The sequence below is a fragment of the Oricola indica genome, assembly GCF_019966595.1.
Lineage (GTDB): Bacteria > Pseudomonadota > Alphaproteobacteria > Rhizobiales > Rhizobiaceae > Oricola > Oricola indica.
Genome location: NZ_JAINFJ010000001.1, coordinates 819,891 through 834,266 on the forward strand (window position 1 = coordinate 819,891; position 14,376 = coordinate 834,266).

The window sequence follows — 14,376 nt, forward strand, 5'->3', positions numbered from 1 at the left end:
GCGTCCGGGCGGCTTTTGGCCTTCAAGTGGCCCTCGGGATTTGCTGAAAGGAATTGCGCCGCCATGGTCGACGAGACTGCCGCCCCGCGCGGGGAACTGACACTCAGAACGCTTGCCATGCCGGGCGACACCAACGCCGCCGGCGACATTTTCGGCGGCTGGGTGATGGCGCAGATGGATTTGGCCTCCGGCATTCGCGGTGCCGAGGTGGCAGGCGGGCGTATCGTGACCGCCGCGGTCAACGAGATGTCCTTCGCCATGCCGGTGAAGGTCGGCGACACGCTGTGCGTCTACACCGAGGTCGAGAAGATCGGCCGCACCTCGATGATCCTGCTGATCGAGGCCTGGGCGCAGCGCTACCTGTCGCATGTCATGGAAAAGGTCACCGACGCGCGCTTCGTCATGGTCGCGCTCGACGCCGAGGGCAAGCCGACCCCGATCCCACGCTAGGCGAAGCCGGTCATGAACCACACCGCCATCCTCCTGCCCGGCATAATCACGCCTGCCAAGATCACCTACCGGTATCTGCTGCCGGCATTCGGCGGCGCGGCATCCGTGATCACGCGCGACCTCGCCATTTACGACAAGGGCGCACCGCCGCCCGATTACAGCTTCGACATGGAGATCGACGCCATTCTGCGAACGGCCGACGATGCCGGGCTGGACCGTTTCCATCTCGGCGGGTTTTCCGGCGGCGGCGCGATTTCCACCGCCTTCGCGGCGCAGCATCCGGACCGCCTCGCAAGCCTCGTCCTGATGGAACCCGCCTGGCTCGGCAATGAGGGCCAGACGGACGACGAGATCGCCGTGCGCGACGCGATCCGCGCGACGGAAGACCTGCCCTACGCACAATCGCTTGCCGCATTTGCCCGGCTCAACGTCGCCGATGATGTCGAACTTCCTGCCCCGCCGCAGGGCGACCCGCCCGCGTGGATGGAGCACCGCCCGGCCGGCATTTTCGCGATCGGCCCGGCCTGCCGGAACCATAGCCTCGACCTCGACGCGCTGCGCAGCCTTGCCTGCCCCGTGCTCTACATGCGCGGCGCCCGTTCCAACCCGTCAATGTATCTGCGTATCCAGGAACGCGCCGCGAAGATCTTCCCCGATTTCACCATCGAGATCTTCGAGGACCGCCACCATTTCGACCCGCCGCATCGCTCGGAACCGGAGCGCACGGCAGAACTGCTGCTGGAATTCTGGAAGAACGCCGAGGCCCGGCTTCCCGCCTGAGCCGCTTCAGATGTCGCCGAGCGCGCGATGCGCCAGGACCATGACATAGCCGGCGAGGATCGCGTCGAGGATCTCGATAAGTCCGAGCAGCAGCGGTATCGGATCGGGCGACACCGGAAACACGTGCCCGAGATCGAGCAGCACCACGAAGATGTAGCCCCACGATACGGCGATCGCGATCCGCGCCGCCAGCCGGGAGCCCCGGCGCAACACAATGCCCGCCCCGATCGCGGCGAGGCCGAGCGCGATCAGGAAGACGTTGAAACCCCAGAAGACGGCGCCGCCGAGATGGGAAAAGTCGCGGGTTTCGACCGGTCCGCCCGGCACCAGCGTAATAAAACTTGCGACAAGGATGAGAAGAAGCGTCGAGGCACGTTTGCCCGCGCCTTCGTCAAATGCGCGTCCCGCCATCGAATGAACTTGCGACATGGCCGCCTCCTTTATTATGACTGACCAGCCGGTCATAAACATATCCTTGCATGACCCGCAAGTCAGAATTAAGCCTTTGTCGAAAGGCTCTTTGAGTGAGCCGAGAAAAAAGGTAAGCGCAGATGCCCAAGATCGTCGACCGCCAGCTTATGCAGGACACGATCCTCGATGCGGCGATGCGAACCTTCGCGCGCAAGGGATACCACGCCGCAACGATTGGCGACGTCGCGCTTGAAGCAGGGCTCGGCAAGGGCACGCTCTACCTCTATTTCAAAAGCAAGGAAGCAATGACCGAGGCGATGGCGGATCGCCATTTCACCGCCTTGTCGCAGCGTTGGATGGATGACGGCGAATGCGCCACGCTGGACGACTTCCTGGAATCGTTGCGAAGCCTCGCCGACATCCCCGCCGAACACGCGCAGTTCATACCGGTCTTCTTCGAGATTTTCGGCCCGAGCTTCGCTTCGCAGACCTTCGCCACCAGGGTCGAGAGCTTCTTCGACCGGCTGGGCCGTCATTTCGCGGCCCGGATCGCCGGACTGCAGGACAAGGGCGAGATCGCCCCGCATCATGATCCCGCCAGCCTCGGACGCGCGCTTGCCTCCATGCTCGACGGGTTGATCCTTCATCGCGGCCTGTTCGCGATTTCCGCGAAGCGGCAAAAAGCGATGATCAAGGAAGTCCTGCGCCTCTTCGACGATGGCCTTCGGGCGAACCGGCCCTGATCGAAACGCCTGGAAGAGACTTCCTAGCCGAAGCGCCGCCTGGCCTCCAGCGCCAGCCCGATGCCCACGCTGCCGAACCGGTCGCCCTCGACGACCGCCGCCTGCGGCACCGCTTCGAGCAGGGCTTGCCGCACGACCGGCACCGCCGTCGTGCCGCCGGTCAGGAAGATCGCGGAGACAGCCTCCGGCCCCAGCCCGGCATCCGCGAGCGTCCCGTCCAGCGCGCGCCGGATCGCGCGCGTTTCGGCGGCAATGATGGCGTCGAACTCGGCCCGGTCGATTTCCACGCCCAAGCCGTTCTCGATCACATCGAGCCCGATCCGCGCTGTCGGCGCATCGGTCAGCCCGATCTTCGCCGCCTCGACCTCCAGCGCCAGCTTGTGCCCGAGACGCTCCTCCAGCACATGCTGCAGACGTTCGATCAGGTGCGGGCTGTTCGACAGCCTGAGATAATCCTTCACCTCGCGCAGGATTGCCCGGTCGTAGAGGAGATGGATTCGCTGCCATGTGCTGAGCGAGACGAAGACGTGACGCGGGATGGTGATCAGCCCGTCGCCGAAATCCCGCCGGAGGCGGCTGTCGAGCCCCAGTTCCGGCATCACCTTCCTCAAATTCGCCAGCCGGTCCAGATCGGTGCCGCCGACATGGACACCGCCGGTCGCCAATATGTCGTCGCCCCTGTCTGTCCGCGTCCGTCCGGACGGTGAAATCCGCACCACCGAGAAATCCGACGTGCCGCCGCCGAGATCGGCGATCAGCGCGATTTCTTCGCGTTCCACCGTCTGCTCGTAGTCGAGCGCGGCGGCAATCGGCTCGTATTGGAACGCGACGTCCCGGAACCCGGCGGCATGGAAGATCCGTTCGAGCGTCTGCTCCGCCTGCCTGTCGGCCTTGCTGTCGTCATCGACGAAATGGACCGGCCGTCCGGCGACGACCGTATCGATCTCCGTTCCGCGAAACTCCTCCGCCGTGGTTTTGATCGACCGGATGAAACCGGCGATGATGTCGGAAAAGGCGACGCGCTTGCCCGCGATATAGGTCGAGTCGTCCTCGAGGCTGGTTCCAAGGATGCTCTTCAGCGCCCGCATGAACCGCCCCTCGGCGTCGCCCACATAGCCGTCGATGGCGCTACGGCCGTATTTCCGCGAACCGGTCTCGAAATCGAAGAACACCGCGCTCGGCAGGTCGAACCGGCCATCCTCGAGCGGCACAAGAACCGGCTCCACGCCATCGACGAATGCAGCCGTGCTGTTGGACGTGCCGAAATCCACGCCAATCGCGGTCGTCTTCATGAAAGAAGCTCTTCGTGTCGGTTTCAGGGAAGCGGGCCAATGGCCCCGAAGCGGACGGTGTTAAGGCCGCCCTTGCGACAGGGTCAAGGCGGCGGGCCGAAAAATTTCCCACCCGCCGGAATTGCGCCATTTTGGCGAAACAATGTGGATCGACAGCCGCCGACGACGAAGCGTCGGAACATTCCGCGACAATCATGCAATAATAAGACGCGTGATTCGCGTTGCGATCTAACGGGGCAAACCGACATGGCCTATTCACCGCGCCGCACTTCCAGCGCCCGAGACAAGGCGGAGGCGCTGTTCAAAGCTGCGACCAAGAAACCTTCCGAAGCGACGGAAGAGCCGCGAAAGACTGCGGTTCCAGCCGCGCGGGAGAGCGTAACCCTGCGCATCGACCACGATGTGCTGGAACATTTCCAGGACCAGGGTCCGGGCTGGCAGGACCGCATCAACAGGGCGCTCCGCAAGGCCGCCGGCCTGTAGCGCAATTCACGTCTGGATCGAGATATTTCGCGTTCGAGCCGAAGGCGAGAAGCAGCGCATCCTGATTCCGTTGCGAACTGAAATGCGCCCTTCAAATCTAAAACGCACCGGCGATTGCCGCCGGCGCGTCTTTGAGAGGTCTCCGGTCGGGATCAGCCGGCCATCAGATAGAGCCCGCTGACTGCCGTCAGGCCGCCCAGCACTCGGGCCAGCAAATGGGCGCGGCGGTCGCTTTCGCCGAAGATACGCGACAAAGCGAAACCGAGCCCGAGGCCGATCGCATGCAGGATCGCCGTGGCGATCGCGAAACCCGCCGCATAGCCCAATTCGCCCGCCGTGCCGATTTCACCGCCATGCGCATGGCCATGAAACAACGCGAAAACGCCGACCACGACAGCGGCCGGACCGGCCGGCAGCTTCACCGCGACGGCGACCAGAAGTCCAAGCGCGACGACCGAGGCGAGGATTGCCGGCTCGACGAAGGGCAGCGGAACACCGGCAAGCGCCAGCGCGAAGCCCACAAGCATCGTGCCGACGAATGCGGCAGGTACAATCCAGATCGCCCTCCCGCCGATCATCCACGCCCACAATCCGACGGCGACCATGGCAAGGATGTGATCGGCGCCGAACATCGGATGCGAGAAGCCGGCGGAGAACGAGCCGTGCTCGTCGGGATTGAGATGGGCGAAGGCGGGCGCGGCTGCGGAAAGCAGGAACGCGAGCGCGAGCGAAATGCGCTTCATGGGGTGATCCTTTCTTGGGTTTATCGGCGCCCCGAAATGGGTCGCGCCTTGGAAGCACCCCGACATAGTCGCGATTCGGGCGTCCTGACAACGTAACCCGGCGGCACCCGATGCGGTCAGTGCGGCCCTTCGCCTGAGTAGTTCTCCGCCAGTACCAGACGGTAGCTGTGGATCGGCAGGCCGAAGCGCTCGATCGTGAATTCGCGCACGGTCGTCACCCGCTCGAAGACGGCGGTCACGAGTTCGTCTTCCGGCAGATAATCGTCGACCAGAACCAGCGCGTCCCTGCCCTTGTAGTCGGCCGGGTTCCACCAGAAATCGAACTGGTCGTTGCGCAATCCGATCTTCAGGACGTCTGTCCGCTTGCCGGCGAAGGAAAGCAGCGACGCGGTGCGGTAGTCCGTCGTCATGACCATGTCGACGCCGATGAACCGCTCTTCCTCCGCGACGATCGCCGCGATTTCCTCCAGCCCGAAGGAGATGTCGTTGTCGCGCAAGTCACCGCCATTGAGCTTGTAGGACGGGTAGACGACCTGTCCGAGCACGATCCAGGCGCTCATGCCGATGCCGAAAAGGGCGTGAATGGAGAATTCGGCGCGGCTGCGCAGGAAGAAGACCATCACCGGCAGCGCGAAGAGATAGGCCGTCAGGTTCCAGTAGGACAGGATCGTGTTGGAGGCGCACAGCAACACGAACACCGCCGTCGAGACGACCAGAACCCAGCGCCCGACAGCCTCGAACGGTGTGCGGATCGCGCCGCTGCCCGTCCCGAAACGTACCAGCGCCAGGACGATGACCGGCGACAGCATCATGGAAGAGGAGATCACGAAGTCGCGCAGATTGCCGGCGAAACCGCCATGGACCGACTGACCGATCCGGCTTTCCAGATTGTAGTGAAAACTCGGCCAGTCATGCGCCACGTTCCAGGCGATCACCGGCGCCTGCATCGCCATCGACAGCGCAGCGCCCGCCCACAGATGCGGCGAAGCCAGCAACGGGCGGCCTTTCGCAGAAACCACCACCCAGACGGCGAAGCCGAGCCCGATGAAGACGGCGTTGTATTTCGTCAGCCCCGCAAGCCCGAGCGCCACGCAACCCGCGTAATAAAACCGCCAGATCCTTTTGCCGTCGCCAAGCCCCTCGATGAACAGCGCCCAGAAATGCGCCGCCACAAGCCCGAAGAAGATCAGCAGGTGATCCTGGTGCGCAAGCGACTGGAAGCGCATCAGGATCGGCATCGACAACCACACGACCAGGCCGGCGAGGAAGGCGCGTGGTGCATCTTCGCGGCCGGCGAGCCGCCTCGACCAGAACCACAGGATCCACAGGCTTCCGGCAAAGCTCAGAAGGGTCGTCGCACGCAAGGCGAACAGGTTCCATCCGAACAGAGAGGCCGAAAGCCCCTGCAGCCATGCGGCCAGCGGCGGATGATCGTAATAGGACCAGTCGAGATGCTGGCCCCAGAGCCAGTAATAGGCCTCGTCGGCAGTCGGCGCCGCAGCGAACACCTGCACGCCTTTCAATGCCAGAAGCGGCAGAAGCAGCACAACGAGCCAGCGCGTCGTCGGCAAAACGGCGTCGAGGCCCGGTTGCCGCGCCGCCACGCCCGCGCCGGAGAAACGGCCGGCTTCGAGCCACTGCCGGGTTCGCGCCTCGCCCATGACTATTGCGGCCCCGCGCCCGAATAATTCTCGGCACGGATCAGCCGGTAGCGCATGATCTCGGTGCCGAAACGCTCGACCGCGAAGGTCGCCACCGTTTCGGTGCGCTCGAAAACCGTGTCGATCAGCTCCGTTTCCGGAAAGGCGTCATAGGCGATCACCAGCGCGTCCTCGCCCTTGTGCGCCGCCGGATCGAACCAGAAATCCCACATGTCGCGGCGCGGTCCCAGATGCACGATATCCGTGCGCTGCCCGTGCAGCGACAGGAGTGACGCGGCCAGATAGTCCGTCGTCACCAGCATGTCCGGCGCGTATTCCGCCTCCGCCGCCTCCAGTTCGTCCAGCATCGCCGGCGCGGCGAACAGGATATTCTCGTCGTGACGGCCCGGCGGCTGGGTCAGCGTTACGACCGGCATCACCGTCGAGGTGAACAGCAAAGAGCCGCCATAGAGCACGCCCCACAGGACATGCAGCCGAAACTCCATCGCGCTGCGCAGCAGGAACGGCGCGATGGCCAGAGGCAGCAGGTAGGACGTCACGTTCCAGTAATGCGCCACCGGCGTCACGAAACAGAGCGCGTACCAGGCAAGCGTGCCGGTTAGGAACACGGCCACGGCCGGCCCCCGCAACGCGGCTCCGATTCCCTCCGCGCCGCGTATGAGAAAACGCAGCATCGCGAACATCAGCACCGGCGAAACCACGAGCAGGCTCTGCATCGTGAAGCGGTAGAGATGCGCGCCGGGCGTCGTCGCCTCGAAGCCGATCCGGTCATGCGCGTAGAACCGGAAGGACGGCCAGCCATGGCTCCAGTTCCACCCGATCACCGGCGCCAGCATCGCGACGGTCACCAGCGCCGCCAGCCAGAGGTGCTTGTCGGCCAGCCATCTCGCCCGGTCGCGCCGCGACAGGATCCAGACCGCAAGTCCCGCCGCCACGAAGACGGCGTTGTATTTCGACAGCGCCGCGAAACCGAGCGCGACGGCGCAAAGATAGAGCAGCGCATAGCGCGGCCGGCCGATGTCCCGGCTTTCGGCGAACAGGACGAAGAAATGCAGCGCCGCCAGCGAAAAGACGATCAGCAGGTGATCGTGGATCGCGAGGCTTTGATAGACCAGCATCAGCGGCGAGGCGAGCCAGATGGCGACGCCGGTCAGGAAGGCCCGCATCCGCAGGAAGGGCGGCGTCAGCCGCCCGCACCAGTACCAGAGGATGGCGAGCGTTCCGGCGAATGTCGGCAGCGTGGCGAGCCGGGCCGGAACGATCCCGTCGCCGAACAGGAAGCTTGTCAGCGCGTGCAGCCAGCCGCCGAGCGGCGGATGGTCGTAATAGGACCAGCCGGGATGCTGCCCCCACAGCCAGTAATAGCCTTCGTCGGGAAGCGGCATCGCAAACAGCAGTGCGGCCACCTTCATCGCAATCAGCACGGCAAGCACGACGGCGAGAACGCCTCCGCGCGGCAGAACCGCATGCAGGTCGTGCTTGGCAAACACCGCGCCGCCCCGCCGCCGGGGCACGCCTGCGCTGCCGTATCCGATATCCGTCGCCATGCCTATTGCGGTCCCTCGCCCGAGTAGTTTTGCGCATGAACCAGCCAGTAGCGCTGGATCTCGTAGCCATGGCGGACGATCGTGAATTCGCGGATCACCTCGGTGCGCTCGAACACCTTGTCGATCAGCTCCGTCTCCGGGAACCGGTCATAGGCCAGCACCACGGCGTCCTCGCCCTTGTGGAGAGACGGGTCCCACCAGAAATCCCACATGTCCTCGCGCTTGCCGAGCGAGGCGATATCGGTGCGCTTCGTCGTCAGCGCCAGCAGCGACGCGGTCCGGTAGTCCGTCGTCAGCACCATATCCGCGCCGAGCCGCTGTTCCTCCTCCTCGACGATCGCCGCGATTTCCGGCAGGCCGTGCGAGATGTTGAAATCGCTGACCGACCGGCCGGTGATCAGCGTCAGCGGAAAGAAGGTGGAGTTGAACAGCGCCATCGCCGAGAACGCGATGCCCCAGAACACATGCAGCCGCACTTCCATCGCCGAGCGCATGAACAGCAGCGCCACCGGCAGGAAGAAGACCAGCGACACGACGTTCCAGTAATAGAGGACGGATGTCGAAAACCCGAGCGCCAGGAACACGATGGTCGGGATCGCGAAACCGAACCGGCCGATCCCCTGCAGCGCCGCCGCCGGTCCGTCGACGCGCCGCCCGAAGACGAAGCGCATCAGCGCCACGAACAGCACCGGCGAGAACAGCAGCACGTAATTCTTGGAAAAGGAGAAGATGCGTTCGGCGGCGGTGGCATGATGCGTGTCGCCGATCCGGTCATGCAGATTGTACTGGAAGGACGGCCAGTTATTGACCTCGTTCCAGTAGATCACCGGCGCCTGCATCGCGACGGCGAGCGCCCCGCCGGCCCACAGATGCGGGCTTTTCAGAAGCCCGCGCCCTTTCGGCGTCGCGATCACCCAGGCCGCGAAGGAAAGTCCGATGAAGACACCGCTATATTTCGACAGCCCTGCCAGCCCGACCGCCACACAGCCCGCATAGAGCCAGCGGAACCGGGGCCCCTCGGCCGCGTCCATCGACAGCACGAAAAGGCCGAGGAAATGCGCAGCAAGCACCCCGAAACAGATCAGCAAATGGTCGTGAAAGGCGATCGACTGGAAATTCATCAGCCACGGCGAGGCGAGCCACACGCAGGCGGCCGCCAGCAGCGCGTCCGGGCCGCGCATTGCGGGCGTCAGCCGCCGCGTCCACCAGGCCAGAACCGCCATCGTCACCGCGAAACTGACCAGCGTCGCCAGCCTGATGCCGAGAAGCCCGTCGCCGAAGATCGCGCTGGCCGCCCCGTTCACCCAGCCGCCGAGCGGCGGATGATCGTAATAGGACCAGTCCGGAAACTTGCCCCACAGCCAGTAATAGCCCTCGTCGGCCAACGGCACGGCGAGGAACACATTGACCAGCTTCAGGACAACCAGCGCCGCGAAAGCGGGATAGAGAAAGCGCCGCGCCGGAACGATGTCCGCGCCGATTGCGCCCGTCGGCGCGGCCCGCGCCGGCCGTTCGTCTTCGACCGCGTCGGGATATGGCTGCGCGAAATCCGTCATGTTGCCTTTTCCGGTTCGGCCCGTGGCCGGATCTGTCAGTGGCAGGCCACGCTGCGGCGTTGCTTCAGGTCGAGATGGAAATGATCGGCATGGGCGCGGTTGTAGCCGGGACCCAGCACCGTGCCGAAACGCCCGCAGGCCTCGCCGCGCACCTTGCGCAGGAAGCTGCGCTCGCGGAAGGCGAAGGGCCCCGGCCGGTGCACGGAGATCAGCCTGCCGTTCTTCAGCTTGATCGCGCCGATATCCAGCGCATTGCCCTTGGAGTGTTCCGACATGGAACGCGACCCGGCGATCTTGCGGCAGGAATAGGAGGACATCTGGCGCACTTCGGCGATACCCGAGAGGTAGCGCGTGCGCGCAGCCGGCGCGAGATCGCGCTGCGCCCACAGCGCGGCTTCGACGGCCATGGCGCAATTGAGCTTCGCCGCCGGCTTGAGCGCGATCGTACGGCCGAGCGACCTCACCTCGACGGGATAGTCGATGCCGCAGGATTCGGAATCACGGATACGCGGGATGTCGCGGAAGCTCACGCCGAGGCGCTTCAACTGCTGGCGGCACTGCACTTCCTCGGCCGGCATGAAGTTCCCGGCCCCGCCGCCGAACAGCGGTTTCGTGACATTCGGAAAGCCGAAGACCGGCTGTGCCATCGCCTGCTGCGGCTGCGCCATGGCCTGTTGCGTCTGCACCACCGGTTGAGGCGCATCGACCTGCGCGACCGGCACCGCCGCTGTCGGCGACGGGTCCGCATAGGGAACCAGCAGGTCGGGCATGAGGCAGCCGCTCAGCAGCGCGCTGCACACGGTCAAGGCGGCCAGTCCCGCCAAAGGGGTCCTTCGCATTGTGTCCATCCATCCGGTTTGTCCCGAACGAATGGTAAGCGGGGGCGGTAAACAAGCCTTTCGAAAACGCCGTTAACGCGCGGTTAACGGCGATGTTTTCCGGGTCCCGGCTTACAGCGGAAGGTAGGCGAGATCGTTTGCCGGCGTCAGCGTGGCCACGGCGCGGGTCGTGCCGAGCGAGATGCGGACGGCGTCCGGTCCCAGTTCGGCGTAGCGCGCCGGGAGGTAAACCGGAGCAAAAAACGGGCTGTCGTTGCCGGAAGGCGTGACGACCAGTTCGTCGATCGAGCCGTCCGGATTGACGAAGGCGTCGGAAACGTAGCCAAGCATGATCCCGTCCGCGCTGATCACTTCCATGCCCATCCAGGCATCGTTCATCTCGTGATTGTCGTCGCCGAACACCCCGTCGAGAACGCCGAAACGGTTCTGCTCCGGTTCGGCATAGGCGACGAGGTAGGAGCCGTCCGCTTCGGCCTCGAGAGGCATGGCGGAGGGCTGGGTCGCCGAGAACAGCGCCGTTGCGGCGAACAGCGTGGCAGCGGCGGCGGCCAGCGCAACGGCGCGGCGCAGGCCCCTGGCTTCGGCAGCCGAGCGGCGGGTTGAGGATTCGTAGGTGAAAGTTCCGAAAGTAACGTTGGTGTTTGTCATGGTGCTCTACGGTGATCCCTGTCACCGCCTCCTTGACCATGAAACTACCCGCCTGCCCCGCCGGGCGATGTGCACTCCGTCACAGCACCGCTTTGGCGCCCGTTCACGCCTTCGGGCCCGCTGAAAAGGCACCGGCCGCTCAGGCGGCCAGTTCGTTGCCCTTGGCCTGCTCGACACGGTTTCGGCCGGCGTTCTTGGCGCGGTAGAGCGCGGTATCGGCCTCCTCGAAGGCGGCCCAGAAGCCCTTGCCGGTTTCCTCGACAACCACATATCCGATGCTGACCGTCACCTTGAGATTGATGCCGCTCACCTCGATCGTGTTGCTCTCGATCCCTTCCCGGATACGGTCCGCGATCACCGCCGTGCGTTGTTCGTCGCATCCCGGCAGCACCAGCGCGATCTCCTCGCCGCCATAGCGCACGACGAGATCGTCCTCGCGGGCATAGTCGGAGATGATGCGTGAGACGTCCTTGAGAACCTTGTCGCCATTGGCATGGCCGAACGTGTCGTTGATCGACTTGAAGCGGTCGATGTCGATGATCATGATCGCGTAGCGGCCCTTGTCCTGGATACCGCTTTCGGCAAGCTCCGGCCCCCTGGCGTCGAAGACACGGCGGTTCGACAGCCCGGTCAGCGGATCGATCGACGTGTCGCGTACCAGCGCCTTCTCGCGATGCAGCTGCAGCCGGATCTTGTTCAGCGACTCGGCGGAAACCAGCACGCCGACGAAATTCACCCCGATAAACGGCAGCGCCACGCGCTGGAACACCTCGATCGCGAGGGGCATCGGCAGCAGGAACAGGCTGATCAGGGAAAGCGATGACGCGAGACCGATCACCGAAAGCCCGACGAAGCTGTATCCGCGCCGCTTGGCGTGAAAATGTGCGATGACGAGACTGACCATCGCGGAAATGGCGATCCCCGCGAATCCCGCCTCCATGCCGATGCCGCCCTGCAGGAAGCGCAGGAACCCGGCCGTTCCGGCCGTCGCCAGCACCGCCGGCCATCCGCCGAAGGGCGCGGCGAGCACGAGAAAGACATGGCGAAGATCGAAGGTGATGCCGGGCGTGAAATGCAGGGGAAACGTCATCGAGACCGCCGCGCCCAGCGCGAAGGTCATGGACGTCGCAAAGACTTCCGCCCGCTGCGACGTGCAGCGCGTAAGGGCCAATTCATGCAGCCTGACCGCGAACGCGACCACACCGAGCCCTTGAAGGAAAGCCGAACAAGCCGCTATTCCGTCCATAAACATCCCCGGTTCGTTTCGGGCAGATTGGGGTCGGGACGCTTGCCATAGTGTTAATTCTTGTAGTCGCCCGCCGCGCCGCTCGGAATATCCTTAACACCGATATAACGCCGCCCCTCAAGAATTGCCCCACAAGGAAGCGGGTATGCGGGGCATGCCGACTGTCCCCCCGATTGACGCCCCTCGTCGCGCCGAATAGACCCGCCAGCAGCGCCGGCGTTCCGGCATGCTCCCGAATCCGGATCCTGTCCCATGCTCATGCGCATCGCGCCCGTCGTCTTCGTGCTGTTGTGGTCGACCGGCTTCATCGGCTCGAAACTCGGCGCCGACGATGCCGAGCCGTTCACCTTTCTGGCGCTGCGCTTCCTGATCGTCCTTGCCCTGCTGGCCCCGGTGCTGGTCGTCTCGGGCCGCCGGGCGCGCGGATGGAACGAGCGGGGACATGCCGTCGTCGTCGGCATGCTGATCCACGGCGCCTATCTCGGCGGCGTCTTCTGGGCGATCCGCCTCGGCATGCCTGCGGGCGTCGCCGCGCTGATCGTCTCGCTGCAGCCGGTCCTGACATCGCTTTTGTCCGCGCCGCTTCTCGGCGAGAAACTTTCGGCCCGCCACTGGACGGGACTGGCGCTGGGCCTTGCCGGCGCGGTGCTCATCCTCGAACCGGGTCTCGCCAGCGCGATGGAGGCTAACAGCGGCATTACCCCGGCCACCGTCGCCGCTTGCGCCTGTGCCCTGCTCGGCATCACCGCCGGCACGATCTACCAGAAGCGCTTCGCCACCGGCACCGATCTCGTCGTCGGCACGGTCTGGCAATATGCCGGCGCGTTGCTGCTGGTCGGCGCCGGATCGCTGATGCTGGAAACGCGCATTATCCACTGGACACCGAAATTCATCTTCGCGCTGTCCTGGCTGGTTCTGGTCCTGTCGATCGGCGCGATCTCTCTGCTGATGCTGCTGATCCGCCAGAGTGCGGTGGCGAGCGTTTCGGGCCTGTTCTATCTCGTCCCCGCCGTCACCTCGGTCATTGCCTACTTTCTGTTCGGCGAGACGCTGGGCCCGATCCAGCTCGCCGGCCTGCTTCTGGCGACACTCGCCGTGCTGATGATTTCCGGCGTCCGCTGGCCGCAGAGATACAGGGCCTGATTCAATCCATCCTGAACGGCGCTAGACCGCCGAATTGATGCGGATTCTCCGCCAGCGCGCCTCGATTGCCGAATAGGCGGCGAACGCGACGAGCCCCGCGCCCGTCGCGGCGAGCAGCCATGCGCCGCCGGGGAGCGACTGCACGTAGGACAGCGCCTCCTCCAGACCCGGATGCTCCCCGGAATCCTCCGCATTCACGAAACGCAGCAGGAACAGGAAGGAAATCACCGCGAACACGAAACCCCGCGCCGTCAGGCCGACGATCGAGATCGGATCGATGATCGCCATCGCCTGCGGCCCGGCATCGAACCGGTCGGCATATTTCCTTTTGAAGGCCTTCCAGAAATGTGCGCAGGCAACGCCGAACACCACGATGGCGAGCCCGAGCGAGACGCTTCTCTGCCCGATCGCGCCATCGACGAAATCCGCGACCGTCGATCCGCTCCCCCCGCCGCCGGAACCGCCCGCGAAGACGCCGAGCAGGGACAGCGCATAGATCGCGATGGTGGCGTAGGTGAAGGCGCTGACCAGCAGTCCGGCGCGGATCGCCAGCCCCTTCGGCCCGATGCCGTGTCCGTCCGTGTCGAGAAGCGCCTGCACCGCCCGCCACGCGACATAGCCGGCCAGCCCGGCCACCATGAGCCAGACGATGATCTCGCCGAAAGGCTGCTCGAAGAGGGTCCGCAACGCGTCCCGCGACCCTTTCTTCTCGACGCTGCCGACGGCCGAAAGGAAGGCGAAAACGCCGATGATCAGATAGACGAGCGCCCGCGCCGCATAGCCCATGCGCGCGAGCGGTTCGATCCATGGCTTGGCCTTGTGCACGGGCGCTCC

The 14,376-nt window shown here is 64.9% G+C and carries 15 protein-coding genes; 5 read left to right on the top strand and 10 right to left on the bottom strand.

Annotation, left to right across the window (positions count from 1 at the left end):
* The first annotated feature begins 63 nt into the window (after window positions 1-63).
* Together LC343_RS03875 and LC343_RS03880 are read left to right on the top strand one after the other, a co-directional pair.
* Window positions 64-450, top strand: coding sequence for an acyl-CoA thioesterase (locus LC343_RS03875; protein WP_223475769.1), 387 nt, complete (start codon window positions 64-66; stop codon window positions 448-450).
* 12 nt (window positions 451-462) lie between these two features.
* Complete coding sequence (locus tag LC343_RS03880) at window positions 463-1,230, top strand: alpha/beta fold hydrolase (RefSeq protein ID WP_223475770.1); 768 nt, start codon at window positions 463-465, stop codon at window positions 1,228-1,230.
* A gap of 6 nt (window positions 1,231-1,236) precedes the next feature.
* Here LC343_RS03880 and LC343_RS03885 read toward each other — a convergent pair whose 3' ends face one another.
* A complete protein-coding gene (locus LC343_RS03885) occupies window positions 1,237-1,659 on the bottom strand; it encodes a DUF8051 family protein (protein WP_223475771.1) in 423 nt (140 codons plus the stop codon).
* Between the two features lie 122 nt (window positions 1,660-1,781).
* Here LC343_RS03885 and LC343_RS03890 point away from each other — a divergent pair, with 122 nt between their 5' ends.
* Window positions 1,782-2,384: a TetR/AcrR family transcriptional regulator gene (locus LC343_RS03890; protein WP_223475772.1), complete on the top strand. Its 603-nt coding sequence runs from the start codon at window positions 1,782-1,784 to the stop codon at window positions 2,382-2,384.
* 23 nt (window positions 2,385-2,407) lie between these two features.
* Here the strand turns inward: LC343_RS03890 and LC343_RS03895 are convergent, their stop codons facing one another.
* Window positions 2,408-3,676, bottom strand: a complete 1,269-nt coding sequence (locus tag LC343_RS03895) for an Hsp70 family protein (protein WP_223475773.1) — start codon at window positions 3,674-3,676, stop codon at window positions 2,408-2,410.
* Between the two features lie 246 nt (window positions 3,677-3,922).
* Between LC343_RS03895 and LC343_RS03900 the strand changes: the two genes are divergently transcribed.
* Window positions 3,923-4,159 (top strand): BrnA antitoxin family protein, encoded by a 237-nt coding sequence (locus LC343_RS03900; RefSeq protein WP_223475774.1) that lies wholly within the window; start codon window positions 3,923-3,925, stop codon window positions 4,157-4,159.
* A gap of 152 nt (window positions 4,160-4,311) precedes the next feature.
* Here LC343_RS03900 and LC343_RS03905 read toward each other — a convergent pair whose 3' ends face one another.
* From LC343_RS03905 to LC343_RS03935, 7 genes are all read right to left on the bottom strand, one after another.
* Complete coding sequence (locus tag LC343_RS03905; RefSeq protein ID WP_223475775.1) at window positions 4,312-4,902, bottom strand: HupE/UreJ family protein; 591 nt, start codon at window positions 4,900-4,902, stop codon at window positions 4,312-4,314.
* Window positions 4,903-5,018: 116 nt separating this feature from the next.
* Window positions 5,019-6,563, bottom strand: coding sequence for an ArnT family glycosyltransferase (locus tag LC343_RS03910; RefSeq protein ID WP_223475776.1), 1,545 nt, complete (start codon window positions 6,561-6,563; stop codon window positions 5,019-5,021).
* Between the two features lie 2 nt (window positions 6,564-6,565).
* A complete protein-coding gene (locus LC343_RS03915) occupies window positions 6,566-8,110 on the bottom strand; it encodes an ArnT family glycosyltransferase (RefSeq protein WP_223475777.1) in 1,545 nt (514 codons plus the stop codon).
* A 2-nt stretch (window positions 8,111-8,112) separates the two neighbouring features.
* On the bottom strand, window positions 8,113-9,666 hold the full coding sequence (locus LC343_RS03920) for an ArnT family glycosyltransferase (protein ID WP_223475778.1): 1,554 nt from the start codon (window positions 9,664-9,666) through the stop codon (window positions 8,113-8,115).
* Between the two features lie 35 nt (window positions 9,667-9,701).
* Window positions 9,702-10,505, bottom strand: a complete 804-nt coding sequence (locus tag LC343_RS03925; RefSeq protein WP_223475779.1) for an extensin-like domain-containing protein — start codon at window positions 10,503-10,505, stop codon at window positions 9,702-9,704.
* Between the two features lie 111 nt (window positions 10,506-10,616).
* Window positions 10,617-11,153 carry a PRC-barrel domain-containing protein gene (locus LC343_RS03930; protein ID WP_223475780.1) on the bottom strand — a complete coding sequence of 179 codons (537 nt, stop codon included), beginning with the start codon at window positions 11,151-11,153 and terminating at the stop codon, window positions 10,617-10,619.
* A 139-nt stretch (window positions 11,154-11,292) separates the two neighbouring features.
* Window positions 11,293-12,405 (bottom strand): GGDEF domain-containing protein, encoded by a 1,113-nt coding sequence (locus LC343_RS03935; RefSeq protein ID WP_338018565.1) that lies wholly within the window; start codon window positions 12,403-12,405, stop codon window positions 11,293-11,295.
* Between the two features lie 246 nt (window positions 12,406-12,651).
* Between LC343_RS03935 and LC343_RS03940 the strand changes: the two genes are divergently transcribed.
* Window positions 12,652-13,542: a DMT family transporter gene (locus tag LC343_RS03940; protein ID WP_223475782.1), complete on the top strand. Its 891-nt coding sequence runs from the start codon at window positions 12,652-12,654 to the stop codon at window positions 13,540-13,542.
* Window positions 13,543-13,563: 21 nt separating this feature from the next.
* Here LC343_RS03940 and LC343_RS03945 read toward each other — a convergent pair whose 3' ends face one another.
* Window positions 13,564-14,367: a DUF1206 domain-containing protein gene (locus tag LC343_RS03945; RefSeq protein ID WP_223475783.1), complete on the bottom strand. Its 804-nt coding sequence runs from the start codon at window positions 14,365-14,367 to the stop codon at window positions 13,564-13,566.
* Window positions 14,368-14,376: the final 9 nt, after the last annotated feature.

Bases quoted from the DNA above. Each gene is read 5' to 3' on its own strand.
- LC343_RS03875 (WP_223475769.1), top strand. From the start codon at position 64: ATGGTCGACGAGACTGCCGCCCCGCGCGGGGAACTGACACTCAGAACG.
- LC343_RS03880 (WP_223475770.1), top strand. From the start codon at position 463: ATGAACCACACCGCCATCCTCCTGCCCGGCATAATCACGCCTGCCAAG.
- LC343_RS03885 (WP_223475771.1), bottom strand. From the start codon at position 1,659: ATGTCGCAAGTTCATTCGATGGCGGGACGCGCATTTGACGAAGGCGCG.
- LC343_RS03890 (WP_223475772.1), top strand. From the start codon at position 1,782: ATGCCCAAGATCGTCGACCGCCAGCTTATGCAGGACACGATCCTCGAT.
- LC343_RS03895 (WP_223475773.1), bottom strand. From the start codon at position 3,676: ATGAAGACGACCGCGATTGGCGTGGATTTCGGCACGTCCAACAGCACG.
- LC343_RS03900 (WP_223475774.1), top strand. From the start codon at position 3,923: ATGGCCTATTCACCGCGCCGCACTTCCAGCGCCCGAGACAAGGCGGAG.
- LC343_RS03905 (WP_223475775.1), bottom strand. From the start codon at position 4,902: ATGAAGCGCATTTCGCTCGCGCTCGCGTTCCTGCTTTCCGCAGCCGCG.
- LC343_RS03910 (WP_223475776.1), bottom strand. From the start codon at position 6,563: ATGGGCGAGGCGCGAACCCGGCAGTGGCTCGAAGCCGGCCGTTTCTCC.
- LC343_RS03915 (WP_223475777.1), bottom strand. From the start codon at position 8,110: ATGGCGACGGATATCGGATACGGCAGCGCAGGCGTGCCCCGGCGGCGG.
- LC343_RS03920 (WP_223475778.1), bottom strand. From the start codon at position 9,666: ATGACGGATTTCGCGCAGCCATATCCCGACGCGGTCGAAGACGAACGG.
- LC343_RS03925 (WP_223475779.1), bottom strand. From the start codon at position 10,505: ATGCGAAGGACCCCTTTGGCGGGACTGGCCGCCTTGACCGTGTGCAGC.
- LC343_RS03930 (WP_223475780.1), bottom strand. From the start codon at position 11,153: ATGACAAACACCAACGTTACTTTCGGAACTTTCACCTACGAATCCTCA.
- LC343_RS03935 (WP_338018565.1), bottom strand. From the start codon at position 12,405: ATGTTTATGGACGGAATAGCGGCTTGTTCGGCTTTCCTTCAAGGGCTC.
- LC343_RS03940 (WP_223475782.1), top strand. From the start codon at position 12,652: ATGCTCATGCGCATCGCGCCCGTCGTCTTCGTGCTGTTGTGGTCGACC.